Annotated in this window: 24 protein-coding genes; 18 read left to right on the top strand and 6 right to left on the bottom strand. The window is 68.5% G+C overall.

Annotation, left to right across the window (positions count from 1 at the left end):
- Positions 1–895 precede the first annotated feature (895 nt).
- The 3 genes from ACGF4C_RS24635 to ACGF4C_RS24625 all read right to left on the bottom strand — a co-directional run bounded on the left by ACGF4C_RS24635 (position 896) and on the right by ACGF4C_RS24625 (position 3743).
- Entirely contained in the window at positions 896–1894 is a 999-nt protein-coding gene (locus ACGF4C_RS24635) for an NUDIX domain-containing protein (protein ID WP_393568979.1), read from the bottom strand.
- 62 nt (positions 1895–1956) lie between these two features.
- Entirely contained in the window at positions 1957–3249 is a 1293-nt protein-coding gene (locus ACGF4C_RS24630; RefSeq protein ID WP_393568978.1) for a caspase family protein, read from the bottom strand.
- A 29-nt stretch (positions 3250–3278) separates the two neighbouring features.
- Entirely contained in the window at positions 3279–3743 is a 465-nt protein-coding gene (locus tag ACGF4C_RS24625; RefSeq protein ID WP_393568977.1) for a hypothetical protein, read from the bottom strand.
- A gap of 357 nt (positions 3744–4100) precedes the next feature.
- Between ACGF4C_RS24625 and ACGF4C_RS24620 the strand changes: the two genes are divergently transcribed.
- Entirely contained in the window at positions 4101–4712 is a 612-nt protein-coding gene (locus ACGF4C_RS24620; RefSeq protein ID WP_393568976.1) for a hypothetical protein, read from the top strand.
- On the top strand, positions 4709–6379 hold the full coding sequence (locus tag ACGF4C_RS24615; protein ID WP_393568975.1) for a M48 family metalloprotease: 1671 nt from the start codon (positions 4709–4711) through the stop codon (positions 6377–6379). The genes ACGF4C_RS24620 and ACGF4C_RS24615 overlap by 4 nt, the downstream gene beginning before the upstream one ends.
- Before the next feature lie 87 nt (positions 6380–6466).
- Here the strand turns inward: ACGF4C_RS24615 and ACGF4C_RS24610 are convergent, their stop codons facing one another.
- A complete protein-coding gene (locus ACGF4C_RS24610) occupies positions 6467–7012 on the bottom strand; it encodes a YceI family protein (protein ID WP_393568974.1) in 546 nt (181 codons plus the stop codon).
- 303 nt (positions 7013–7315) lie between these two features.
- Between ACGF4C_RS24610 and ACGF4C_RS24605 the strand changes: the two genes are divergently transcribed.
- The 7 genes from ACGF4C_RS24605 to ACGF4C_RS24575 all read left to right on the top strand — a co-directional run bounded on the left by ACGF4C_RS24605 (position 7316) and on the right by ACGF4C_RS24575 (position 15540).
- On the top strand, positions 7316–7525 hold the full coding sequence (locus ACGF4C_RS24605; RefSeq protein ID WP_030410627.1) for a ferredoxin: 210 nt from the start codon (positions 7316–7318) through the stop codon (positions 7523–7525).
- Positions 7515–8888, top strand: a complete 1374-nt coding sequence (locus ACGF4C_RS24600; RefSeq protein WP_393568973.1) for an NAD(P)/FAD-dependent oxidoreductase — start codon at positions 7515–7517, stop codon at positions 8886–8888. Before ACGF4C_RS24605 ends, ACGF4C_RS24600 begins: the two co-directional genes overlap by 11 nt.
- A 49-nt stretch (positions 8889–8937) precedes the next feature.
- Positions 8938–10146, top strand: coding sequence for a cytochrome P450 (locus ACGF4C_RS24595; RefSeq protein ID WP_393568982.1), 1209 nt, complete (start codon positions 8938–8940; stop codon positions 10144–10146).
- 787 nt (positions 10147–10933) lie between these two features.
- Positions 10934–11632 (top strand): LPXTG cell wall anchor domain-containing protein, encoded by a 699-nt coding sequence (locus tag ACGF4C_RS24590; protein ID WP_393568972.1) that lies wholly within the window; start codon positions 10934–10936, stop codon positions 11630–11632.
- A gap of 109 nt (positions 11633–11741) precedes the next feature.
- Positions 11742–12344 (top strand): hypothetical protein, encoded by a 603-nt coding sequence (locus ACGF4C_RS24585; protein ID WP_393568971.1) that lies wholly within the window; start codon positions 11742–11744, stop codon positions 12342–12344.
- Positions 12345–12519: 175 nt separating this feature from the next.
- On the top strand, positions 12520–12954 hold the full coding sequence (locus ACGF4C_RS24580) for a VOC family protein (RefSeq protein ID WP_393568970.1): 435 nt from the start codon (positions 12520–12522) through the stop codon (positions 12952–12954).
- Positions 12955–13449: 495 nt separating this feature from the next.
- Positions 13450–15540: an NACHT domain-containing protein gene (locus ACGF4C_RS24575; protein ID WP_393568969.1), complete on the top strand. Its 2091-nt coding sequence runs from the start codon at positions 13450–13452 to the stop codon at positions 15538–15540.
- Positions 15541–15769: 229 nt separating this feature from the next.
- Here ACGF4C_RS24575 and ACGF4C_RS24570 read toward each other — a convergent pair whose 3' ends face one another.
- The gene (locus ACGF4C_RS24570) at positions 15770–16471 is read right to left on the bottom strand and encodes an NAD(P)-dependent oxidoreductase (RefSeq protein WP_393568968.1); all 702 of its coding nucleotides are present in this window, start codon (positions 16469–16471) and stop codon (positions 15770–15772) included.
- A gap of 113 nt (positions 16472–16584) precedes the next feature.
- Between ACGF4C_RS24570 and ACGF4C_RS24565 the strand changes: the two genes are divergently transcribed.
- From ACGF4C_RS24565 to ACGF4C_RS24535, 7 genes are all read left to right on the top strand, one after another.
- Positions 16585–17304: a TetR/AcrR family transcriptional regulator gene (locus ACGF4C_RS24565; RefSeq protein WP_393568967.1), complete on the top strand. Its 720-nt coding sequence runs from the start codon at positions 16585–16587 to the stop codon at positions 17302–17304.
- Between the two features lie 72 nt (positions 17305–17376).
- Positions 17377–18312 (top strand): LysR family transcriptional regulator, encoded by a 936-nt coding sequence (locus ACGF4C_RS24560; protein ID WP_393568966.1) that lies wholly within the window; start codon positions 17377–17379, stop codon positions 18310–18312.
- Positions 18313–18681: 369 nt separating this feature from the next.
- Entirely contained in the window at positions 18682–19521 is an 840-nt protein-coding gene (locus tag ACGF4C_RS24555; RefSeq protein ID WP_393568965.1) for a DMT family transporter, read from the top strand.
- Positions 19481–19840, top strand: coding sequence for a LamB/YcsF family protein (locus tag ACGF4C_RS24550; protein WP_393568964.1), 360 nt, complete (start codon positions 19481–19483; stop codon positions 19838–19840). The genes ACGF4C_RS24555 and ACGF4C_RS24550 overlap by 41 nt, the downstream gene beginning before the upstream one ends.
- Positions 19841–19865: 25 nt before the next feature.
- Positions 19866–20045: a CopG family transcriptional regulator gene (locus ACGF4C_RS24545; protein ID WP_393568963.1), complete on the top strand. Its 180-nt coding sequence runs from the start codon at positions 19866–19868 to the stop codon at positions 20043–20045.
- A 1-nt stretch (position 20046) separates the two neighbouring features.
- A complete protein-coding gene (locus tag ACGF4C_RS24540) occupies positions 20047–20391 on the top strand; it encodes a VOC family protein (protein ID WP_393568962.1) in 345 nt (114 codons plus the stop codon).
- 21 nt (positions 20392–20412) lie between these two features.
- Entirely contained in the window at positions 20413–21270 is an 858-nt protein-coding gene (locus ACGF4C_RS24535; RefSeq protein ID WP_393568961.1) for a class I SAM-dependent methyltransferase, read from the top strand.
- A 242-nt stretch (positions 21271–21512) separates the two neighbouring features.
- Here the strand turns inward: ACGF4C_RS24535 and ACGF4C_RS24530 are convergent, their stop codons facing one another.
- Positions 21513–22610: a hypothetical protein gene (locus ACGF4C_RS24530; protein WP_393568960.1), complete on the bottom strand. Its 1098-nt coding sequence runs from the start codon at positions 22608–22610 to the stop codon at positions 21513–21515.
- Between the two features lie 598 nt (positions 22611–23208).
- Between ACGF4C_RS24530 and ACGF4C_RS24525 the strand changes: the two genes are divergently transcribed.
- Both ACGF4C_RS24525 and ACGF4C_RS24520 read left to right on the top strand, forming a co-directional pair.
- Positions 23209–23766: a DUF3291 domain-containing protein gene (locus ACGF4C_RS24525; RefSeq protein WP_393568959.1), complete on the top strand. Its 558-nt coding sequence runs from the start codon at positions 23209–23211 to the stop codon at positions 23764–23766.
- Between the two features lie 286 nt (positions 23767–24052).
- A complete protein-coding gene (locus ACGF4C_RS24520; RefSeq protein ID WP_393568958.1) occupies positions 24053–24607 on the top strand; it encodes a TnsA-like heteromeric transposase endonuclease subunit in 555 nt (184 codons plus the stop codon).
- Positions 24608–25169: the final 562 nt, after the last annotated feature.

The following is a 25169-nucleotide window of genomic DNA, read 5'->3' as shown; positions in this document are numbered from 1 at the left end:
TCCTGCGTGCCGCCACCCTGCGGCCGCACCTTCGACGGAGGGATCAGCGGCCGCGCGATCTCCCACAACCCGTCTGGAACAATCCAACTCCACCTCCCGCCCCATGTTCAGCACAACGAGCCACCGCCACATAGGACACGGTCTAAGTACCAGATAGGGCGGCAGGCCAGGGTCTTTGTTGACCCCATGCCATTTCCCGTCGGATGAACGGCGTGTCACCTGCGCGTCCGGCACGGGTCCGTCCCACTGGACTGGAAAGTCTTTGCTGGAAAAGGTGTAGTCGTCACGTAGTCGAACTATCGGCGATCCGCATTTCCGCTCCCCGTCCCATCGGCCGACCAATTGGGAATGAGTTACGGCCTTTGGAGTGACGACGGGTTTGCTTGTCCCGCAAGAAGACGGGGCGAATGCTGTCACGGTGGCAGCTGCAAGGCTTGCACTGATGCGAAATATGTCGGATTTCACGCTATCTGCTTCCGGCCGCCTTTTGGATGGTGCCCAGTATGCCGGTCGGTGATCCGAAACCGATCGGGCGCTGGAGATGCCCCCGCGCAGGGCGTCGGGGAACATCGTCCACAGGCGCGGGTTCATCCCCTGTGCGGAGAGCAGGTCGGTCAGGTGGGGCCCGCGGGGCGGGGGCTGGTCGGGCTGACTGCGCCGTACGTAGGACTGCGGCATGAGGACTTCGCGCGGGAGAGCCAGCAGGGCCTGACGCACCGGTCCGGGCCTGAGGCCGCCGTTGTCTTCCAGCCGGCGACCATCGCGGCCCGCGCCGCGGCTACCTCGTGGGCGAGAGGCCCTTCACCGCTATCAGGGAGGGCGGTGGCGGACGGGAACTGATGTGGCAAGGAGACGGACTTCGTGCTCAGCCGGGAGTCGCCTGGAGGAGTACCAGTCATAACCATCCCCTCTCGGTGTAGAGGCGCCCCGCCTGGATGCCGTCGATGGCGGCTCGGGTGTACGGCACGATGGGCTGGGGAAGTGCCTGCGGGTGCCACCAACCCCATCGGGAGCACTTGTCGGGCTCGCGGATCTCGGGGTTACCCCTCCAACGGTGGGCGCGGAAGACCAGCTGCATGCGTGGCAGTGTGCCTGGCGCATCGACGAGATGGACAGCGTGCGCATACTCGACGTCGCGTGGGTCGATGTCCAGGCCGGCCTCTTCCTGGGCCTCGCGGACGAGGCAGGCAACGGCGGACTCCTGCTCGCAGTGGCCGGCCAAGAAGTGCCATGTGGATCCTGCGTAGGTGGAGTCGGGGTGACGCAGCCCGAGCAGCACTTCGCCGTCGGGGTTCTCCAGATAGAGGTGTACGCCGATGACGTTGAGCACGGCATTGCCGCCCCCGGCCGGCACGGCGCTGTGGGAGCGAGGGGTGCGCCGGCTGGCAGGGGCGTGGTCGACAGCTGTCGTCGAGGGCCCAGTGCCGCTCGGGGTGGCGGCGGGGAACATCTCGGCGTGGCGACGAATCAGGTCGCGGGTGGACTGGGCCATCCGCAGGCGCGGCAGGGTCTCGGGTCGGAACCAGTGCAGCATCACCCCCTCAGTCAGCGGTAATGCCGCGGGGTCGCCGCTCCATTGGCCGACGAAGATGTGAATCGGGACGCTGGTTCCGTCACTGGCGCGGGCTTCCTCCTCGGCGAAGGGGGCGAGGTGGGGGATGCTGAGGCCGGCCTCTTCCTGTAGTTCGCGTCGGGCCGTCTCCTCCAACGACCGGTCGCCCGGTTCTTGGCCGCCGCCGAGGAGAGACCAGGCACCCGGCTCCCAGATGCCGGGAATGTCGTCGCGCAGGTGTAGCAGATAGGCGCCGGCCCCGTTGTGGATCAGCGCTGAAGCGTTCGCCTGCCCGTGCGCCGGTGGCAGGGCGGCAGCGAGTGGCGGGATGTCCTGCGTCATGAGTGCACGGTCCTGAAGTCGCTTTCGGATACCGACGGCTTCCATAGCTCAACGAACGAGCTTCAGGAAGGGCCCTGCACGCGCCGGTGCAGCGCATGCGTGAGGGCCAGAGGCGGGGTAGGCACCTCTGCCGCGTCGCACAGGTCATGGGTGCGCAGCGGCGCTGCGGCGTATGCCTTTTTCAGGGCGCCGGCCAGCTCGGCCGGGTACCGCAGGGCGCACCGGTGGACCAGGAGGACGCGATTGCGCATCTCCCATGGACTGGGCGGGCGCCGCCACAGGTAGATGGCGGCAACGTCGGGGGTCAGCTCCGCGTACTCGGCGAAGCGTGTGGCGAGCTTGTCCACATCCGGCTTGGGCAGCGTGAGGTACCGAGAGACCATCGTCGTTGCTGCCGCTCCCCTCCTGCTGAACGTGGTCCACACGTTCGCGGGCTCGTACATGTGAGGGCCCAGATTGTTCGCGAGCAGCCCGCCCTGGTCGCGTTGCCGGGCCATCCAGCGCCCCATGCGACCGGGCTGAGACGGGACGCTGTCGATGACGCCGTCCCACCAGGACGCCAGTACCGGGTCAGACCGGTCGCTCCATGTCTGTGCGTCATGTTCCTGTGGTGCGGCCGGGGCCTCTTCGGGGGCGTGGTTGCGGGCGATGCAGATGTGCCCAGCGGTGGCGATGTTCAATTGCTGAGGTCGCCGATCGCCACGGGCGAGAAGTCCTTGTTGCAAGGCCAGGAAGATGCTGTCCATCGTCAGCAGCTCCGGAGCTCCGGGAATTCCGTTCTCCAGCAGCCTGATCAGTTCGCCGGAGAACGCGCTGAACGTGCTGTCGGGCGGGCACAAGCTCTGCTCGTTGCCTGACGTGGATGTCAGGAGGTAGGTCCCTTCAACGCCGAGAAAATCCTTGACGTGTGTCGTATCCGGGATCCTGCGCAGCCCAAGACCGCTGCAACAACAGTCCAGGATCACCACTCGCCGGAGGGCGCTTCTCGCACTGTACGTTCCGTCTTTGCTCAGCAATGCGGTCGCGACCTCTTGGAACCGCAACCAGGTATCCAGGCGCTCGGGCTTCGACGAGGAAAGGCCCAAGTGCAGCTCCTCCAGGTCAGGGCTCAGGTGCCCGTGCCCGGCGTAGTAGAAGAGCACCGTGTCCGTGGCACGGGCGACCGCCTCGTGAATCGCGTCGAACAGCGCTTCACGGGTCTTGGGCAGCACACACCGGTCCGGGGGCAGGCCCCACACCTGCGGGTCCGCAAAGAGTTCCCGCATCCGCCGCACGCTGCGTGCGAGGCCGGGGAGATTGGCCGAACCGTGGGTGAGGTCGTAGTCATAGTCATAGTCACCGAGGAATACGGCCATGGACTTCATCGGATCCGAGGGGGCCACGTTCAGCACGCGTTGTCCGGCCCTTCAGTGCCGTCATCGCCTGCGCCGTCATCGCTTGTGGAGCCATCGCCCGAAGGCTCGTGAGGCTCGTGAGGCTCGGGGGACTCGGGGGGCTCGGGCGGTAGAGCGTTCAGCGACCGGATCGCTTCCTCGTTTTCCTCCGGCGTGCCCTCGGAGAGCCTCACCCTGACGTGTCGGCACTCGATGGTCACCGGCGGGTGGCCGTTGCGCTGTCGGCGCCAGGTGGCGATCGCCACGACGAGCGTCGCGAAGTTGAATGCGTTTTGAGTGATGACGTTGATCTCTTCCAGGGAGAGACCCGGCTGGGCACCGACCCGGGTGCTGCGGGGAAACGACACCTCGGCCGATGAGATCACTGAGGGATTGTGGACGAGCCACCTTCGGAGAGAAAGACATTCCTGCGCGACGTTGTGGACTTCGCCCTGGACCGTCAGCCGTATGTCCATGCTTTCCCCCCGATGGCAGCGGCCGATATCCCGCGCCCCCACGCGTACCAGCGGGAGCGTAGACCTTGCACTGCTGCTCGAAAAGGGGGATTACGGCACTGCCCATATGCGAAATTCAGTTCGATGTGGGAGCTGTCGCCAGGCCCGTCAGCGACGCGCTCACCGGCGGCACATACGACATCGACAGTGGCCACCAGCCCCTCCAGTCGCAACAGTCCTACGGTCATTGCCGGAGTGCCGACTGGCCTCCGGGCCGTGACCGGTTCCGCACCCGCTCTACCCGTCAAACTTTCTGCCAACTGCCGCCATACTGAAGGCATTTGGTCGCCACGCAGGGATGAACCATGAGGGGGCAACGTGGTGCCGCAACACTCCGAGCACAGACCGGACTTACGGACCGACACCGAGACCGGGACCACGACCAACATCGACACCACGGCCGACATCGACACCACGACCAGCATCGACGCCGACACCTACCTCGTCCGTGTCTCACGCGATGAGTTCGCCCGGCGGGTGGTGGCCCGGGTCGCGCCCGAGGAGCTGCCGGCCTTCGCGCTGCTCTCCCGGCCGCGCGCCCGTACGCCGAAGCTGCGGGACACGCCGTTGGGCAGTGGCCTGGACGAGATGGTGGGGGCCGTCACCCCGGTGGGGGTGCTGGTCAGCGGTTGGGCGCTGACCGCGGTGGCGGGAGGCGCCGCCGACGAGATCAAGAACCGCAGCATGCGCCTGACCCGGACCCTGCTCGACCGGCTGCCCCAACGCCTGCGGCGCCGGGCGGAGACCGAGGAGGTGGCGGTGGCCGTCGCGGCGCTGACCGCGGAGCAACTGACCAACGTACGGGCGTCGGTGCGGGCGAAGGCGGTGGCGCTCGGGATGCCTGCGGACCAGGCCGGAGTGCTCGCCGATGCCGTGGTCGGCGAACTGGCGCTGCTGAGACCCGGCGGGGACGAGGAGCCGACGCAATGAAGCCCGCTGCCTCGCGCCCTTCGTACCCGCCGCGCCCTTCCGGCTCCCTCGACATCGAAGCGTTCCCCTCCGATATGTCGCTGATGCTGCTCCTGCTGGTGGTCACGGTCCTGGCCCAGGACCTGTTCTTCGCCCTGTGGATGGCTACGTTGCAGGCACCCGTGACGGAGCTGTGCACGGGCCCGACCCTGGACTGTCCCAGGGATGCCGGCGCGATGGTCACCGGCTCGGTGAACTACCTTCTGATGCTGCTCGCGCCCGGGCTCGTGATCGGGGCGACCACCAACTGGCGCCGGCAGCGGCGTTCCACGCCACTGACCGAGACCACGTTCCACGGTGCCGCAGAGGCGGTGGGGAGCCTCATCCGGGAGGCCCGGCTGAGTCGGAATCCGGTGGTGATGGTGGACCGGCGGCTGGCGTCGGGAGCGTACGTCACCGGTCAGCAACGTCGGCCCCTGCTGATGCTCGGCCCGGAACTGCTGGTGCTGCGCGAGAAGGGCGACCACGGCCGGCGGATCTTCGAGACGGTGGTCCGGCACGAGCTGGCGCATCTGCGCGGCAGGGACCTGCAGACATACCACCTGGTGACGGTGTTCCGCCCCTCCAACCTGTTCGCCGGGGCCTTCATCGCCTTTGCCATGGTCCTGGACGTGCTCAACCGCAACTCCACGCCGGGTGCCCTGGTGGTCACCCTGCTCCGGGCCTTCCTGCTCACTCTGCTCGGCGAGCTGATCGCCCGCGCCTACCTGCGGGTCCGCGAACACCATGCCGACCTGCACGCCGGCATGACCGACCGCGACGGACTGCTCGCCGCCCTCGGCGCGGACCGCGGCCGGGCGGATGGAACGGGCGCGGCACGGCTGCGGTCCTGGCTGCGCCACCACCCCCTGGGCGACGAACGGATGGGCGTGGCCAAGGCACCGGGCCGGGTGCTGGCCTCCTCGCCGGGGCGGGTGTTTCTCGGTGCGACCGTCGCAGGTGTGCTGCTGCCGACACTCCAGGACATGCTGCTGCGGTTCTACGGGCCCGAGAGCGGGGCCTTCACGATCATTGTGTGCGGGGTGCTCGTCGGATGGGGATTGACGCTGTTCGTGGGGTTCACGCTGTGGCGTCACCAGTGGTACGCGGCAGGTCCGGCCCGGCTCGGCCGGTCGGCGCTCACCGGTCTGATCGTGGCCGTGGGGGTGTTGGCGGGCGGTTGGCTCGCCCTCTACACGAGGGTGGCCGGCTTCGGTCTCACCGGCATGCCGCTGGTGCCGTCGTTCCTCGCCGTGTTGGTCGTCGCGGCCGTGCTGCTGTGCGGCTGGCTCACGGTCGTCGGGGCGCAGTGGTACCGGGGCGATCCCGACGCGCAACGCATGTCCCGGTTCCTGAAGTTGGCCGTTGTGCCGTCGTGCCTGCTCGGCGGGTGGCTGATGGCCGGTCTCTGGATGTGGGGAGTGGTCCTTCAGGACGTCCTGACCGCTTGCTCGACCAAGGTCTATCGGTGTGTGACGATTGCGCCGGAGCGGGACGTCGCCAAGGCGGTGACCGGGTTCTTCGGACCTGGACCGGTGCTGGTGGCGGTGATTCTCATCGCTCTGGGCGTCCCGCTGGCCGCCCGTTTCGCCGCACCGGTCACCTCCAGGATCTCGCGGGGAGACCGGCCGCCGGGGCGCACCGGGTGAGCGGCGGGGGACCGGCGCACCGCCCCGTCCGCCACTACGAAGGGAAGCCTCCGAGGCGGGACTTGCCCTTCGGCACACGGGTTGTTGTCAGCCCTGTCGGACGGCGACCACGTCCAGTTCCAATGTCACCTTTGGGCTGATCAGTATCCGGGTCGCTGCGTTCCGGTTCACCCCCCAGTCGTTGCGGTTGATCGTGAAGTCGCCCTTGAAGTGCACCCGGAGGCGGCCCCGTGGGTTGCTCCTGGCGTCGGTCAGCGCGAAGTCCACGGTGACCGGCCGGGTCACGCCGCGAATCGTCAGGTCACCGGTGGCTCGAAAGCCGGAGGGGGCGAGCGGTTGGACCGTGGTCGAGACGAAACTGAGGGACGGGTGGTGGGCCGCATCGAAGAAGGTGTCGCGCAGCTGGTCGTCCCGTAGGCGGTGGTGGGTCTGGATGCTCCTCGCCCGGATGACCAGCCGGATGCCGGACTTCGACGGGTCGTCGCCGTCGACGTGCGCACTGCCGTCGAACTCCTCGAACCGGCCGCGCACCCTGGCGCCCATCGCGGGCCGGGCGACGAAGCCGATCCGCGTACGGAGGGGGTCGATGACGTAGTCGCCGGCCAGCTCGCTGAGTGCGGTCGTGGTGGACATGCGGGGCGCTCCTGAGGGGAAACGGACGCTGGGCCCCGGCGACGGAGCCGCCGATGCCGCCCTTCTCCAGGCTATTCCCGACGACGGCCGTGACGCAGGGGCGGCGCCGTCGGCTTCCGTCGGCGGTTCCGCTCGGTCAGCGGCCGGTACGGAGCGGAGCTCCTCAGTGGCGGTCAGAGGCGCCTCGCCCGCCACACCGTCGACACCGCCGCCCCGCAGGCTGTCCACCGAGCCCGTGCGGGCATCCCGGACTCGTCCCATGCTGGAAACGAGGGGGTTCAGGCGACGGAGGAAGTGGTGAGCATGCAGACCGTTGTGGACCTCACGCGCTGCCAGGGCTATGCGCAGTGCGTGTTCCTCGCGCCGGACGTGTTCCAGCTGCACGGGGAAGAGGGGTTGCTGTACGCCACGGCCGTCCCCGATGACCAGGTCGAACGGGTGCGCCAGGCCGCGGCGGCCTGCCCGGTACAGGCGATCCTCCTGGGCGAGGAGGTGAGCGCCGGTGCCCGGTGACCTCAAGGACGGCCGCATCGTCATCGTCGGCGCGTCGCTGGCCGGATTGCGGGCCGCGGAGACGCTGCGTGCGGAGGGCTTCGCCGGCTCACTGACCGTGGTCGGGGACGAGCCCCATCCGCCCTACGACCGGCCGCCACTGTCGAAACAGGTACTCCTCGGCAAGGCAGCGGCGGACAGCACCGGACTGCCGATGCGAAGCGACCCGGACGCCGACTGGCGGCTGGGAGTGCGTGCCACCGGGCTGGACACCCTCGCGAAGCGGGTGGAGCTGGAGAACGGCGACTCACTGCCGTTCGACCGGGTACTGATCGCCACCGGGACCCGTGCGCGGCCCTGGCCGAACCCGCAGGAAGCCGCCCTGGACGGGGTCTTCACGCTGCGTACCAGGGACGAAGCCGGGAGCCTGGCCGAGCGACTGACAGCCGGGCCGCAGCGGGTGCTGGTGATCGGTGCCGGCTTCACCGGCTCGGAGATCGCCTCGGCCTGCCGCGAGCGCGGGCTGGAGGTCACGGTCGCCGAACGCGGCCCCGCGCCCCTGGTGGGCGCGCTCGGCGGCACCCTGTCGAAGCTCGCCGCCGTCATGCAGCGCAATCACGGCGTGGACCTGCGGTGCGGCGTCACGGTGACCACCCTGCGCGGGGACCGGAACGGCCGGTTCACCGGTGCGGAACTGTCCGACGGCAGCCGCGTCGATGCGGACGTGTGCGTCGTGGCGTTGGGTGCCGTGCGCAACGTGGAGTGGCTCGCGGAGTGCGGGCTGGCCGCGGGCCCGCGCGGGATCGCCTGCGACGCCGGCTGCCGGGCCTTCACCATGTACGGGATCGTCACCGACGACGTCTTCGTGGCCGGCGATGTGTCCCGCTTCCCCCACCCGCTCTTCGGCTACCAGATGCTGTCCCTGGAGCACTGGGGCAACGCGGTCGCCCAGGCCGAGGTGGCGGCCCACAACATGGTCAACCCGGGTCCGCTGCAGCGCCCGCACCTGGCCATCCCGATGTTCTGGTCGACCCAGTTCGGATTCAACATCAAGTCGGTGGGCGTGCCCACCTACTCCGACCACGTGGTCATCGCCCAGGGCTCCCTGGAGGCGCGCCGGCTGGTGATGGCCTACGGCTACCAGGGGCGGACCACCGCCGCGGTCACCGTCGACATGGCCAAGGCGCTCGACTACTACCGGCACCTGATCGAGACGGCCGCGCCGTTCCCGCCCCCGTCCGGCGCGGCGGACCGTGCGCTCGCGGCCGACATCCCGATCCCTTCCGACGTGCCCGACCCGAAGGTGCTCTCCCACGGGCCCACCGTGGCGCTCACCGGATACCTGCCCGATCGCCGACTGACCGTGGTGCAGCCGACGCGCTGAGCCACGCCCCGCCCCACCACCAAGGAGCGCCACCATGGACTCCGGCACCCTGGACTCCCAGACCCTGCTGGCACGGATCACCGACTACGCCAGTCGTCCCGATCCCTACCCGCTGTACGCGGAACTCCGCAGCGCCGGCCCTGCGGTGCGGCAGACCGACGGCAGCTACCTGATCGGCACGTATTACGAGATCGCGGGCCTGCTCCACGACCCGCGCATGAGTGCCGACCCCCGGTCCCGCGGCGAGAGCGAGATGACCCACAAGCCGCCCTTCCTACGGCTCGACGATCCCGAGCACCACCGGCTGCGCACCCTGGCCATGCGGCCGTTCGGCCCGCCGCACAGCCCGGGCCGGGTCGATGCCATGCGCGGCGAGGTCGATGAGATCACCAAGGAGTTGATGGGGAAATTCCAGGCGGGGCGCCAGGTCGACATCGTCGACGACTTCGCCTATCCGCTGCCCGTCTCCGTCATCTGCCGGCTGCTCGGCGTGCCGCGCGAGGACGAGCCGCGGTTCCGGGCATGGTCCGACGCCCTGGTCGCATCCGCCGACGTGCGGCCGGAGGACGACTCCACCGAGCTGGCCCGGGCGGGCGATCAGGCGCGGATCGAGATGGGCGGGTACCTGGTCGCCCTCGCCGAACAGCGCCGTGGCCACCCGACCGGCGACATGCTGTCCGACTTCGTCAACGAGCCGGACCCCGCCCTGCGGCTCACCCAGGAGGAACTCGCGGCAACCGCGGTGCTGTTGCTCATCGCGGGCCATGAGACCACGGTCAACCTCATCACCAACGGGGTGCTCACCCTGCTGCGCCACCCCGAGCACCTGGACCAGCTGCGGCGCGAGCCCGATCTGATGCCACGGGTGGTGGAGGAACTGCTGCGCTATGAACCCCCGGTCCACATGCGGGAGCGTATTCCCCTCGACGACATCGAGGTCGCCGGCACCACGATCGCCCAGGGCACGCCCGTGGTACTGGTGTTGGCGTCGGGCAACCGTGACCCGATGCGGTTCCACGAGCCCGACCGGTTCGATCCCACCCGCCCGGACAACGAGCACTTCGGCTTCGGCAGCGGCATCCATCTCTGCTACGGCGGCCCCCTGGCCCGCATCGAGGCCCAGTCCGCACTGCGCGCGCTGCTCCCGTACCTCAGCACCGCCCGCCTGGGGCAGGACCCGCCCCCGTACCGGCAGAACGCCATGCTCCGCGGCCCCCGCCACCTGCCGGTCGACCTGAAGGTAGCCGTCCCGCACTGAGCAAGCCGTCGGTGTCTGAGTCTGACCCTGCCTGTCTGCCACGAGGTGCCGGATGCCGGTACGCGACGTACTGCCCTGGCCAGCCCGCCGTGCTCCGCCACTCGACGATCTTTGAAGAGGGGGACCTAACGGAAATCCCAGGATACCTCCCACCTTATGCGCCGCTTCAGTGACTTGAGTGTGGAACCTTTTCGTTGTGCGAGTGGTCCTATATGAGGCGCAGGTGTCCGCATGTACGCACGTCTGCATGCGCACTGATGCACACCATGGGTCATGCATGGCCTGAACATGCCGAACGTCAACCTGTGCCGCCCAGGCGGCACTTGGGATGATCCGAGAGGTCTGCTGGATGAAGATTCGCCGTGCCCTGACGGCCGCCGCAGCGGCCGCTGTGTTAGCGCCCGCCGTCGTTTTGGCCGCGCCCGCCGCCGCGTTCGCAAGGCAGCCGGTGTCCGAGCCCGGTCCCCGCACGCCCGCCTCTCCCGACTTACCCGACGCCCCAACACCGGCGGACCGGCCGGCGGATACCGCAACGAGCGGCGGCGGAACGGGTAACCCGGACGAGCCGCGGCGCCCGGGCGAAGCCGCTGCTGCCGGTGGCTCGGCATCCCAGGACGGCGACGGGGCCGCCCGTCCCGCCCCGGGGAAGCCGCCGAAAGCTGCCGGGACCGCCGAAGGGACCGCTGAGAAGACCACCGGCGCGGGTGGTGCCACCGGTGGAGGCAAGGGCGCCGGTGATTCCGATGGTGCGGGTAAGTCCTGCGCGTTCGAGTCCGACCAGTTGCACGTGGCCGTCCACGGGCTGCCGCACCAACTGACTGCCGGCGGCGCCTGGACCCCCTTCTCCATGACGCTCACCAACACCACCGGCAAGCCCCTGGCGGAGGTCCAGCCCTTCCTGCTGGTGTCCTCCGCCGAAGATGTCGACCGGCCGTACTGGGAGCTGGAGACCGAGTACCGCGACGCCAAGACGGGTCGGTGGAAGACCTTCCATGACGCGGAGCCCGACGACCTGTTCGGCTTCTTCGCCGTCGGCCCGCACAGCACCCTCACGCTCCAACTGCGCACCCGCGTGGTCAAGGACGCCAAGCCCGGCACCGGGTACGCGCTCGCCGCCGGCGACTACCGCAACCGCGACGGCTCCTGCGGTTCGGCCAAGGAAGCCTGGTACGACTTCACCATCCTCCCCACGGGCACGAAGCCGACGCAGCCGACGACCACCAAGCCCAGGAGGCCGGGCAAACCGGGTGGCACGGCCGAGCCCAGCCACAGCGCCGCGTCCGGCGGCGGTACAGGTGGTTCCGATTCCACCGGTGGCCTCAGCCCGCAGGGAGGCGCCCACCTCGCCGCGACCGGCTCCCCGTCCACGCTCCCGGCGATCGCTCTCGCCGGCGGAGCCGCGATGGTGGTCGGCGCGGGAGCGGTCATCGGCGTGCGCCGCCGGAAGGGCCTGGCCGGCCCGGGCGTCACGGACGTCACGGCGTAATCCGCACCATTTCCCCAAGATCCTGGAAACCCACGAACCCACCGCCTTGGGACCCAAAGACATTGGTAACGAAGGTTCCCAAGGTCCGACGAACCGGGAAGAGATCTTCATGAAACTGCGCCACGCCCTGTCGGTCTCGGCCGCGACGGCCGCCCTGCTCCCCGTGGCGATGGCCGCCGCGCCCGCCTCCCAGGCAGCCCCTGCCGCAGACATCCCGACGTGCTACGACCTCGACACCGCCTACGGGCAGTACCACAACAACACCTTCGTGGGCCGCTCGTTCGGCATACCCAAGTCGATCACTCTCGGCACTCACTGGACGACCTACACCGCCACACTCACCAACGCCTCGGCGAAGGAGCTGAAGTCCTTCGAACTCAGCGCCAAGCTGGGCAGTTATGTCTACAACGAGGGCGAGCGCGACCTGAGCCCGTACGGCGATCTGCAGTACTGGGACACCTCGCAGCACGCCTGGAAGACGCTGCGCAAGGCCGGTGGAAACGCCGGCGGCGCCATCCCCGGCCCGAAGACGCTGAAGCCCCGCGAGTCCGTCCATGTGCAGCTGCGGTTCAGGGTGGGCAAAGACCTGCCCCTGGACCAGGCATACGACGCGTTCACCGGCCTCACCGGCACCTTCGTCGACCGCTACCGCAACATGGACTGCACGGCCCACGGTGACGCCGTCGGCCGTTTCTACCCCCGCAAGGGCTGAACCCGCGGCGAGGGCTGCCGCCGCCGCGGCACGACGGCGGCGGCACCCTCTTGGAATCCTGGCACCCACCGGTCGGTGGGCTGCGCCGCCAGGGATGCGTCGTTCTCGGAGACCCGACAACTTCCGAATCCACGCCGGGAGATGAGCAACGGAGTCCCTTTGCTATGGTGCGCCGATGTCATCGATCAAGCAGTTCCAAGTCACCTTCGACTGCGCAGAGCCTGCACGTCTCGCCGGTTTTTGGTGCGAGGTGTTGGGGTACGTCGTACCGCCGGTCCCGGAGGGGTTTGCCACTTGGGAGGACTACCATCGCGCGCTGCCGCCTGAGGATCAGGTCGTCTACTTCGCATGCAGTGATCCCTCGGGTGTGGGCCCGCGCCTGCTCTTCCAGCGCGTTCCCGAAGGGAAGATCGTCAAGAATCGGGTGCATCTTTGTGTGCGGGCCGGCACCGGACTCGTGGGGGAAGAGCGCCTCGCCACGCTGGAGGCCGAACGCGCACGACTGGCCGCGCTCGGTGCGGTACACGTGCGAACGCTGCTCGCCGATGGCGAGAACGAGTCGTGCATCGTGATGCAGGACATCGAGGGCAACGAGTTCTGTCTCGACTGAGCGTCTTCCGCGACGGCGAGAGCGGGGGGAGCCGTCTCCTTACGTGCTCGACAGGGGCCCGGACCTTGCGGTGGGGGACGTGTCGGACGGCGAGTCGGGTGTGAGCGTCGATGCCCTGCCTGCGCCACGGTCCGCGCACGGCAAGTTCCATCAGCCTGCGGGAACGCGTCCCGGTCCGGGAGCGAGCCGGGATTCTGGGACAACAGCAGGGACTGAACCCACCTCCGGCCAGGATGTCCGCGTTGTCCCGGTCGAGCTTCCGACACAGCTCACCGACAGCGGCAGTGGGTGGCGTGGGGATCGCCGTGCACGGGCTCAACGGATCGCGCCGAATGGCCGTGGCGTCACACCTTTGGGGAATTGACGCTCTGTAAGTGCGGAGATACAAGTGTAGAAGTTGGCGTAGCGGCATCGGAAGGTGCTCATACCTATCCGCTCCCCAACACCGTACTTTCTGGGGGATATTCGACATGCCGGACACCAGGTAGGCCTGTCGTGGCCGCGCGCAGGACGAGGGTGGTAGCTGCCGTTGCGCTGGCTTGCACCAGTGCCGGCTCGGGGATTGCCACCGAGTTCGTGCCCAATCAACTGCCGGACTGGCTGGTGAAGAACTCCGCGCTCGCCTGGGCCGCCTTCGGCATCACGACACTGCTGTGTCTCGGGGTTGCGGCATGGCAGGCATGGATCGAGCCGCAGGAGGATCCCGCACCCGATGCTCCGGTTCGCCAGCAGCACCGGAGACTGATGCTCCAGCGCCAGCGGAGCTTTTGGATCGACGGGGTCCTGAACCAGTCACTGGAGGTGGTGACGAGGCTCGAGCTGGGGCTGGAGACCCGCTCGGACGCCGTCGAGCGCCCGTGGAACGTAGTGGTGTACGACGATCCGGACCGGCCGCGTGCGCTTCCGCCAGGAACATCCGCCATCGACGTTTTCGACCAGTCCGGAGGCTCGCTGCTGATCCTTGGCATGCCCGGGTCCGGCAAGACGACGTTGTTGCTTGAGACAGCCGCGGAACTGCTCCAGCGGGCGCAGTCCGACGGTGAACAGCCGATGCCCGTCGTTTTCAACCTCTCCTCGTGGGCGAAGTTCGAAGGTCCCCTCGGCCAATGGCTCGAGGACGAGCTGCACCGCCGGTACACCGTTCCGCGAAGACTGGCCCGGCAGTGGCTCCACGACGAGATGATCCTGCCCCTTCTGGACGGTCTCGACGAGGTCAGAGTCGACCGCCGCGAAGGCTGCGTACGGGCGATCAATGACTTCCTCAGCGCGAATGGGCCCCTGCAAATCGTCGTCTGCTCGCGGGTCGCGGACTACGAAGCCATCGGCTCGCGGCTCCGCCTGAACAGGGCTGTCCTGATCCGGGACCTGACGCAAAGCCAGGTGCTCGCCCACCTCGCCGGCGCCGGAGCTCAACTCGCAGGGCTCCACACGGCCATTGAACACGACGGTCAGCTGCTGTCGCTGCTGTCCTCCCCGCTGCTGCTGAATGTGGCTTCTCTGGTCTATCGGGGCTTGTCCGCAGCGGAACTGGAGGCCGAAGGCCGGGTTGCGGACCGACGTTCACACCTGATCGACAGCTACATTCAGCACACGCTGCGCCGCAGGCCGACCGGTCGTGCCTACGAGGACGAGCACGTGGTCCGCTGGCTCGGTGAACTCGCGCATCAGATGAGCCAGGACGATCAGACCGTGTTCCACGTGGAGTGGATGCAGCCTGCGTGGTTGTCGAGCCCGCTGCTGAGGATCGTGACGGCATGCTTCGCCCCTCTTCTCCTCGGTGTGGCGATGGCTCTTGCGACCGGGTACGCAATCGACCACGCCAACACCCTCGGTGCCAGACTCTTCGGCTTGGGGAACGACGTCTATGTGGCGGGCATGTCGACGGGCTGGCTCACAGGGGCAGCGATCGGGGGGCTGGTCTGCGTTTTTGCGTTCGACAAAACCATCCGTCCAGCCGAGAGCATCTCTTGGTCGTTGCACTCCCTGCGGCAGAACGCCGGCCGGCAACTGCGCTCGGCCCTGCCGTGGGGCATTGCGCTCTCAGCCACCGTTGGGACCATCATGCACGTGTGGGGCCCGACCACCACGGTGATCTTTGCGGCCTTCTTCATGGCCTTGCCGATCACCTTCTACGTGGTGGTCGGTGGGGTGTCGCCGCAACTTCGCGAGGCCCGTATCAGTCCGAATGAAGGAATGCGTCGCTCTCTGAGGAACGCTGTCGCCGTGGGTCTGCCCGGAGGTACGGCCATCGGCATCCTGGCAGGAGTGGCGTTCGGGGCACGGATGACGCTGCTGTTCGGCTTGATCGATGGGCTGACGTGCGGCAGCTCCCTGTTCGTCCTGACGGCGTTGCACACCGGAGGACGTGCCTGGCTGCACCACTACACCCTGCGGGTGATGCTGGCGCTACAGGGCCGCATCCCCCTGAGGTGGGTGCGGTTCCTGCAGTACGCGAGCGACCGGATCCTGCTCCGCCGGGTCGGCGGCGGCTACATGTTCGTTCACGGTCTGTTCCTCGACCACTTCGCGGCCCTGCACGCGCGTGCCGCGAATGGCTCGGTGCCTTCCAGGCCATCGGCCCGGTGAACGTGCCGACAGGTCACGCCAGGCCTCATCCCAGACTTCGCCCGAACCGGCGCGGCATGTGTTGTGGCAGACAGGCTGTGGTGGGTCACGATATTCCCCATGGAGAAGTTCATGGACTTCCCCATGGGGATGCCGAACGCGCCACGGCGGGTATGCGGTCCTACCGGCACGGCGGCGCGCTTGCAGGGTCAGCCGCCCGGCAGCTGCCGCGTTGGTCCGCCGACCTCGGTCAGTAGCCGATCGTGAAGCGGCGTTGGACGAAGCGCGGCAGCTCAGCCTCGTCGACGAGGGCGACGGCTGCGTCCTCCATGGAGATCCGGCTGCGCCCGTCCGCGTCGAGGACCGGCTGGTCGCCGCCTAGCCTGAACCGGCCCGTCCGCTCACCTGGCGCGATGTCCTCCGCGGGGCTGAAGTAGGTCCACAGCCGGTTGGAGGTGCGCAGGACGTTCAGGGCGTCCCGGTGCCCGCGCACCGCGGCGGCGTACTCCCTCGGCAGGCCGATCGCGTCCAGGGCCTCGTGCAGGAGTTCGTCGGAGTCGGCCCGTACGACACCGGGTGCGATCTCAAGGCTGCCGGCGCCGCCGATGACGATGAGCCGGGTCCGTGGGTGACTCTCCAACGCTTTCAGGAGTGCTCGCGCGGCGGTGGCGTACGCCGTGGGATCGGCGATCGAGCGGGCCACGGTGTCGGCGATGTCTTTGGCGGCGTTTCCGGGCTGGAATCCGCTGATCAGCACGTCCAGGCCGGGTATGGCGGCGGCGACGCTGTCGGCGTCGAGAACGTCGATGCTCTTCCAGACGACGTTCTTCCGGTCGTCGTCGATCCGCATGGCCTCGCGACTGAAGGCCGTGACGTGGTGCCCCCGTTCGAGGGCTTCGGTGACGACGCGACTGCCGATGCCGCCCGTGGCCCCGATGACTCCGATGTGCATGGCTCTCCCCTTGATAGCTGCTCACGCTGCCGCCCCTTCGCGGCATGCAGAAACTATACGCCGTGAAGTTTGGATACGGAGCACAATAAAAGGACGCTGTAGAGTGAGCAGTCATGGGAAGCGTGGGAAACACCAAGGGGCGCCGTGCGCGACTGCGGGCCGAAACAACCGCCGAGATCAAGGAGGTCGCGCTGGAGTTGATGGCCTCGGGCGGGCCCGACGCGATCACGCTGCGGGCCATCGCGCGCGAGATGGGGATGACGGCCAACGCCATCTACGGCTACTTCGCCACCCGCGACGACCTGGTCACCACGCTGATCAACGACGTCTACACCGCACTGGCCGACACCGTGGACGCTGCCTGGGACGCCGCACCCGCCGAGGATCCGGCCGCCCGGATCGAGGCATGGGCCGGCGCCTTCAGGAGCTGGGCGCTGGCCAACCCGGAAGGCTTCCGCCTCATCTACGGCGACCCGGTCCCCGGCTACCGGCCCCCCGAGGGCGGCGCCGCCCCCGAAGCCGCCCACCGTGTCTGCACTGGGATCACCGCCCTCGCGGCCGCGGCCTGGCCGCACGCCGAACCCCGTTACGGCGACAGCGACTTCGCATGGACCGACTTCGACCCCGGTCTGCTGGACAAGGTCCGCCCGGCCTTCCCCGACCTGCCCCCGGCCGCCGTGGCTCTTGCCCTGCGCATCTGGAGCCACCTGCACGGCCTGGTGTCATTGGAGATCTACGGCCACCTGCAGACCCAGGCCCTCAGCCCGGAAAAGCTCTTCCGCGAAGAACTGGTTCAGCTCATCCATTCCTTGGGCATCACACCCCAGAGTTGACGGCCCCGCACGAGTGGATCTCCCGGCCTGGACGGTGCTACGTGATCGCCGGCGGCGCCCAGCGGCGCCGGCGTGATCAGCGGCGACGGCTCGCGCGCCGCGGCACGGGCCGCCTCTCAGCGACAGCTCGCGCTATACGCTTTGCTTATGGATTGGGACCTTCGAGAGCTGCGGTTCTTCGTCACCGCCGCCGATGCGGGGTCGTTCACCGAGGCCGCCGCGCAGTTGTTCGTCTCACAGGCGGCGGTCTCGCGCACCATCGCCGGCCTGGAGAAGAGCGTTGGCGAAAGGCTGTTGCGTCGCCTGCCGCGGGGATGCGAGCTGACCAGCACCGGACAGCAGGTGCTGCCACAGGCCCGCCGGGTGCTGGCCGAGGCCGCGAGGTTCACCGAATTCCTCGCCTCGCGCCACGGTGTCCTGCGGCTGGGATACGCCTGGGCGGCTCTGGGGCAGCACACCACGCCCCTGCAACGAGAATGGGCACAAGGGCACGCCGAAACGACGTTGGAGCTTGTCCGGCACAACTCGCCGACCGCGGGCCTGGCCGAGGGCCTGTGCGATGTGGCGATCGTGCGACGCGCGGTCGACGAGAAGCGGTTCGACTCCCTCGTGGTGGGACTGGAACGCCGGCTGGTCGCCTTCGCTTCGGATGATCCGCAGTGGTCGCGTCGCCGCCAGGTGAGCATGGCCGAGATCGCGGACCGCACCGTGGTCATCGATCCCCGGGTCGGGACCACCAGCGGTGAGCTGTGGACAGGCACCGACCATCAGCCGCGGTTCATTCGGTCCACCGACGTCGACGGCTGGCTCGACATCATCGCCGCCGGACGCGGGGTGGGGACCACCGCCGAGGCCACGGCGCACCATCACCCGCGTCCCGGCGTGACCTATCGCCGCATCAAGGACGGCCCGCGCATTCCCGTCGCGCTCGCCTGGTGGCGTGACCACCGTCCCCATGGGCTCGGCGACCTGATCGATGCCGTGACCCGCCTCTACGCGACCGCCTGAAGCGCGCGAGCTCGACCGGATCGCGGAGATCACCAGGGCGAAGCGGAGATCACGGCGAATCTGCGCGACGGCGAGGCCGGGTTCGAGCTGGCTCTCGGGCTGCGTTGTTCGCGGCGCCCACGGGGTGCCGCCTCCGAGAGCGTCCCCGTGGGCAGGGGAGCGGGCCGATCCCCACTCCTGGACGATCCATACGCCCACCGTATGGATCGCGCAGAGATTGCACTTCATGTATGTAGGCCGAGCACTCATTGTTGGGGCATGAAATCTGCGCCCTCCCCTGTCCCCCTCGACGCCACTCCCGTCTCCTCGCACCCCGTGGATGTGCCTGGTTCCGGCCGACGAGAGGATCGATGGGGCGGAATCGCGCTGATGTTGGGCAGCGGACTGTCCAACCAGTCGGGAGCGGCTCTCGCCGCGCTCGCCTTCCCCGTGATCGGCCCGGCAGGGGTGGTGGCCGTACGCCAGTGGGTGGCCGCCGCCGTGCTCGGGGCGGCCGGCCGGCCGCGGCTCCGCAGCTTCACCGCGGCGCAGTGGCGTCCGGTACTGGGCCTGGCGCTGGTGTTCGCAGGCATGAATCTGTCGCTGTACACGGCCATCGAACGGATCGGCCTCGGACTGGCCGTCACGCTCGAATTCCTGGGCCCCCTGACCGTGGTCCTCACCGGCTCACGACGCCGACTCGACCTCGTCGCCGCCCTCGCCGCCGGGGGAGCGGTGGTCGTACTCGCACGCCCCACACCGTCCACCGACTACCTGGGCATCGGCCTCGCCTTGTTGGCCGCGGTCTGCTGGGGCTGCTACATCCTGTGCAACCGCACCGTCGGCACCCGACTGCCCGGCCTGGAAGGCTCGGCCGCCGCAGCGCTCGTCTCCGGTGGCCTGTACCTGCCAGTGGGCGCGTGGGTGCTCTGGCACCACACGCCGACACCGGAAGCGTTGGTCCGCGCGCTGGCAGCCGGAGTCCTCTCCTCGGCCGTACCGTTCGTGTCCGACCTGCTGGCGCTGCGCCGGGTGCCGCCGCACTTCTTCGGCGTCTTCATGAGCGTCAATCCCGTCTTTGCCGCGCTGATCGGCCTCATCGTTCTGGGCCAGCACCTCGACGCTGCCTCCTGGTTGGCCATCGCAGTCATCGTCACCGCCAACACCGTCGTCGTCTCCACGGCGGCCCGTGGCCTTGCGGACAACGGGAACTCCGTGGCCGCGCCCTGACCGTCCAGGCACACTCGCGCCGAGGAAGACCGGGCGCTGCCCCACGGACCGACAGTTGTCCAAACGGCGCAAGCATCTTCCGACGGCTGGCGAAAGACCAGCGCAGCGCACGCTTACGCCCGTCGCTTCCACGCGGGTGACCCCGACACCAAGGCGCGCATGTGCGCGCTCGTCGTGCGCCCTCGCCGCGCGCCAGCGGGTGACGGTCGGTGCGCATGTCGGCTGCCACGACCTGCGGGGATTCGACCGGCGGTACATCGCGGTTGTGCTGAACCGGCTCGGGGGTTGCATTGCCGTATCGGTGCACATGGTGATCTAGCTTGCTAGGATGCTAGCATTCACTTGTGAGTGATGAGGGAGTCAAGCAGTTCAACGTGTACCTGCCGATGGGGCTGATCAAGCAGGTCAAGTACCGCGCGATCGAGTCGGGCATGTCGTTGTCGGCGCTCGTCGCCGAAGCGCTGCGCGCCTACCTCGACGATGACCACGGGAATCAACAGCATCCACCCAAGAAGGAGACCTGACATGACGACCGAAGGAATCGAGGCCGTCTTCCTGACGACGCACAACTGGGGCAAGGCGGCAAAGTTCTTCCAGGAGCTGGGCTACACGCTGGAGTTCGCGACGGACCACAGCTCCGGCCAGCTGCGTAACGGCGATGGTCCCTACGTGTTCATCGCCGAGGTTCCCGAGGACCAGGAGCCTCAGACGCGGATCGTGCTGAAAGCGCCGACCGCAGACGCGTTCCGTCCCGACCCTGTCGTCGAGGTGGTCACGCCGTTCGAGGAAACCCATTACGGGACCCAGGAGATGACCGTCCGCGATCCCGACGGGCGTCTGTGGAGCCTTCAGGCTCCCGCCAAGAACTGACTGCGACGAAGGGGGAACATCATGGCGCACGAGCAGATAGAGGCACCGGACAACACCGCGGTGCGAACCGCCCTCTGGCGGGCATTGCACCTCCAAGTCGACCCACCCCCGCATGTGGTCGAGGACGAGATCGGCCTGCAGCTGGTGGCCCCCAGCGATGACTGGCGCGACCGCCCGGACATGGATCCGCAGGCCACCAGGGGGTTCCGGGCAGCCATCGTTGCCCGCGCTCGTTTCATCGAGAACCTGATCGCTGAGCAGGCCGACCGGGGCGTGACCCAGTACGTCGTTCTGGGGGCCGGCCTGGACACCTTCGCCCAACGCAAGCCGGAGCTCGCCTCCCGCCTGCAGATCTTCGAGGTCGACCAGCCCGGCACCCAGGCATGGAAGCGCCACCGCCTGGCCGAACTCGGCTACGACATCCCTGACTGGCTGCACCTGGTACCGGTCGACTTCGAGGCCGGCGCGTCCTGGTCCGAGCAGCTGTCCATCGCCGGCTTCGATCCCGGCCGACCAGCGGTCATCGTCTCCACCGGCGTCACCATGTACCTCACCAAGGACGCCACCGCTGCCACCCTGCGCCAGATTGCCGCACTTGCGCCCGGCTCCACACTCGCCATGACCTTCCTGCTGCCGACCGAACTCGTCGACGAAGCCGACCGCCGCGGCCTCCGGGCGAGCGAGGAAGGCGCGCGAGCGTCTGGAACGCCGTTCATCAGCTTCTACACCCCGCAGGAGATGCTGGCACTGGCGCGCGAAGCCGGCTTCAAAGACGCCAGGCACGTACCGGGGGCTGCGCTCGCCGAGCGCTACTTCGCCGACCGGACCGACGGCCTTCGCCCGTCAAGCGGGGAGAGTCTGCTGTTGGCCACCACCTGATCCTCGTCCACGCCGGTTGGCCTCCGAGGTCCGTGTAACGCCCGCCGTTTTCGCCGAGACCTTCCGCGTCCTGAAGCCCGGCAGTGGCGGGGGCAGGGCCCTCACCAGGGGCCCTGCCCACCGCCTCAGGCAGTGGCGGGGCATGGCCACGCCACCCGCTACGACAAGACCGCCGAGTCCTACGAAGCAGCCGTCACCTTCGCATCACGCCTGATGTAGGCCTGGTCTTTGACGGGCATGGACTAGGAGCGGGTGGCGGTCGAGCAGCCCTTGCCCTTGCCCTCGGACGTCGTGCCGTTGCTCGTGTCGATCGGCTTGCTGCGGTCGTACGGATCGACCTGATGGGCATCGTCGGCGCGTTGCTCGTCGGCCGTGCCGAAGGGCGGCACGAAGTAGCCGGTCGGGCCGGAGCAGCCGCCGTTGGTCATGTCGAGCGCGTACGAAACGAGGGACATCGTGCCCGGCTCGGTGATGACCTTGGCCGGGTCGTCCCAGTTCATCACCACCTCGCGTCGCACGATCGTACGGACGACCTCGGCGTTCGGCCCGCTGTCGCCCGCCGGGGTCACCGGGTACACAAAGGTGACGTCCGCCGTCACCTGGACCGCTCCCCGCTTCCCTTCCCGATACGTGAGCCGACCGCGCGTCTTGACCACGTCACCGACCAGCCGGGCCTGCTCCGGCCGGAAGCGGCTGAACAACAGCAGCGGGTTGGTCTTGGCACCGGGCGCCGCCGACGACAGGGAGGTGCGGAGATACTCCTGGACGTCCTTCTGGTGCGGGTTCAACAGTGCGATCGCCTTCGTGGGCCGCTCGCCGCGCAGCACGCGGGAGTCGAGCCCCGCGGCCACCAGGAAGTCCCGACTCTGCCGCAGTGCCCGCTCGACCTCGCCGGCGTCCATCCAGCCGGTCGCCTTGGCCGTTGGCACCGTGATTCCTGCCGCTCCGTCGGCCCAGTGGGCGGCAGGCGAACCCCGGAAGGGCTCGGCGAGGGTGGGGCGCAGATGCGGCTCGGCGCCGGGCGCTTCCCGCGGGCGTTTTGACTCGGCGGCCAGCGGAGCCCCTTCCTGACCGCCGCCGTCGCCACCGAACCAGCCGACGACCTCCTGCGGGAAGAGCCCCACGACCACCAGGACCACGGCCGCCACCAGCCCGGTCACGTACCAGCCTGTCCTGCGCCGGGGCCGGGCCGGTGAGTGCGTACGCCAGCCCTCCGGTTGCCCCGAGCGCTCCCGCAACCGCCGCTCCACCTCACGGGCGCGCGCCGACGGCTCCACGGGTGCCCCAGCCACACCCTTCACCGATTCACGGAGGAACCGCTCCCACTCCTCGTCGGACACGGACGACCCGTCCTGCCCCCCAGCCCCGTTCACGCCGCACTCCCGTTCTCGCTCGATGCCCAAGCCCAAGCCCAATGCCCAATGCCCGATGCCTGATGGCTCGATCGCTCGGCTGTCTGATCAGTTGATTGTGCACCGGTCGATCGAGAATCGATCGCATGATCGCATGACCAAGCCGCCGGCCTGCCGGCGAGGTGGGTGAAGTGTCAGGGCGCCGCGCTGTCCGCCGGCACGGGCGTGGGTGTGAGCTTTGACGACAGAACTCAAGGGATTGCCATCGTTCATGTGATCCCGTCTCTTTCTCACGGGGATTTGCTGGGCCGATGCGGACTTCCACGACGGCAGGCAGCGCCACCGCCCCGGCTCCCACAAGGGCCTATGCCAGAAGCCACTTGCTCAGAGAAAACGCAACTTCGACATGGCCCGCAGAGGAAGCTACCTTCACCTGGTCTTCGGCGGTCGCCCACGGTCGCGCGGGGGTTCCTTCAGGCTGAGCCACCCGCGATGGGACGAGTTGGTCACGCCCCACGAATCCTCGCCCCCGTGCGTAACCACCGAACAGGGTCCACACCAGGCACCCCCAACCAGGGAGAGACGCATGCCCCATCTTGCTCTGTACACATTCGGCGTCCTGAAGTCACCTCTCGCCGATCCCGCACCTCTCACGCGCGAGTTCTACGACATTGGTGAGGCCGTCTACCGGAAGATCAGTCAGCAGCCCGGATACCTCGCTCATGCTGAAGTGACAGACGTTGACCGGGGCGCGCTCTTCGAGGCGGACTGGGGTACATGGGGAGAGTTCGCCGTACCGACCTGGTACGGCAAGGGCCGTACGGTGGAAACCACCGCCCTGGCCACGACCCTCTCACTCTGGACCGACCTGCGCCCCGCCTTCGACGCCGTCTACACCGGCCTGCACCGTGCGGCGCTGAACAGGCGTTACGACTGGTTCGAGAAGACAGAACACCCGAGTTACGTGTTCTGGTGGGTCTCCGACGGCGTGATACCCACGTGGCAGGACGGGGTTTCCAGACTGGAGCACCTCCACGACCAGGGCTCCACGCCGCACGCCTTCAGCTTCCACCACTCGTTCGCCCCGGACGGAACTCCGACCAGGGTCAAAGGCATCGGACCGAAGAGCGACCAGGCCCGCTGAGAAGGAAGCCTGAACGACTGGATTCGCTGCCAAACACCTCCATTGAATGACGGCGAACAGCGGCGAGTCTCACTGGATCTTGTCCGTCGGCCTGGTGGGTCTCCGCGGTTCGTGTACGCGAGGCCGTTCCGTCTCACCTGGCTTTCGCCCGGGAGGGCGGTTTGGGCGGTTTCCCTGGCCATAGTTGCTGTTGCTGTTGCTGTTGCTGTTGCTGTTGGGCTGTTGCTGCGGCTCCTGCGTGATCAGCATCAGTACAGCGCCGAGGGGGTGTCGTGGTGTCTTGCCGGTGGGGCCCGAGAGGTTCGAGGTCGAGTACGTCGATGTCGACGGTGTACGCCGTCGGGTCGGGCCGGCCGAGTGCTGGGCGGAGCCGTTCGGGCGGCTGCCGCCGGTTCGTACGGTGCGGACGTATGCGGGGCAGAAGTCGGTGACACGGCAGTGCTCGGCCGCGCCGATGCGGGGCCCGCTGCTGGTGGAGTCGCAGCTTGAGCGACACCACGCGATGCTGCTGGACTTCGATCCGCGAATGATGGGACTGGCCGTCCAGCCGTTCCGGCTGTTCTGGCCCACCCGCCGGAGGCGGCGCGGGCACGTGCCGGACTTCTTCGCCCGCCACGCGGACGGGGAGGGCCAGACGGACGGGGAGGGCCTGGTGGTCGACGTCCGTCCGGACGACCGCGTCGAGCCGGATGAGGCGGAGGCATTCGCGGCGACCGCGCGGGCCTGTGAGCTGGCCGGATGGCGGTTGGCGCGGGTCGGGGCGGTGGATGCGGTGCTGCTGGCGAACGTGAAGTGGCTGGCGGGCTACCGCCAGCCACGCCACTACCGGCCGGAGTTGTGACGGGCCTGCTGGCGGTGTTTGCCGCTCTGGAAGCAGGTGTTTGCTGCTCTGGAGGCGCTGTTCGCGGGGGCGGGACGGGTCGGTGACCGGCCGGAAGTGCTGCCCGTCCTCTACCACATGCACTGGCCCAGCTCCCCCATGTCGACCTGGATAGGGGGGCGTTGGGGCCTGACAGCGTGGTCGAACCGGCGGGGCGGGTTCTGTGAGCGCAGTCCCGGCTGCCTCCCGTGGTCCGGCCCGGCGACCGGGTTCGCTTGGCCGGCGCGGTGCACACGGTCGTGGGCATCAGCGGGATGCTGGTGCGGCTCGCGGACGGGCTGGGAAAGTTCATCAGTCCGGGCCGGTGCCCGCGGCGGCGAGGTAGGCGTCGATCGACCCTGCCGCTCGACCCTGCCGCTCGACCCTGCCGCTCGACCCGTCACCTACTGCAGTTCGTCTCCGGAAGCGGACGTTCGCGACGCCCGATGGCAGCACCAACGTCATGAAGTGGTGGCGGCGCAAGCCCGCACGGTGCGCGGACACCGACCCCGACCCCCGCCCCGGACCTCGCTCACACTCGGCA

It is taken from the genome of Streptomyces sp. NPDC048197, assembly GCF_043202395.1.
GTDB classification, from domain to species: Bacteria; Actinomycetota; Actinomycetes; order Streptomycetales; family Streptomycetaceae; genus Streptomyces; species Streptomyces siderophoricus.
This window is presented reverse-complemented; position numbering and strand designations above follow the sequence as displayed.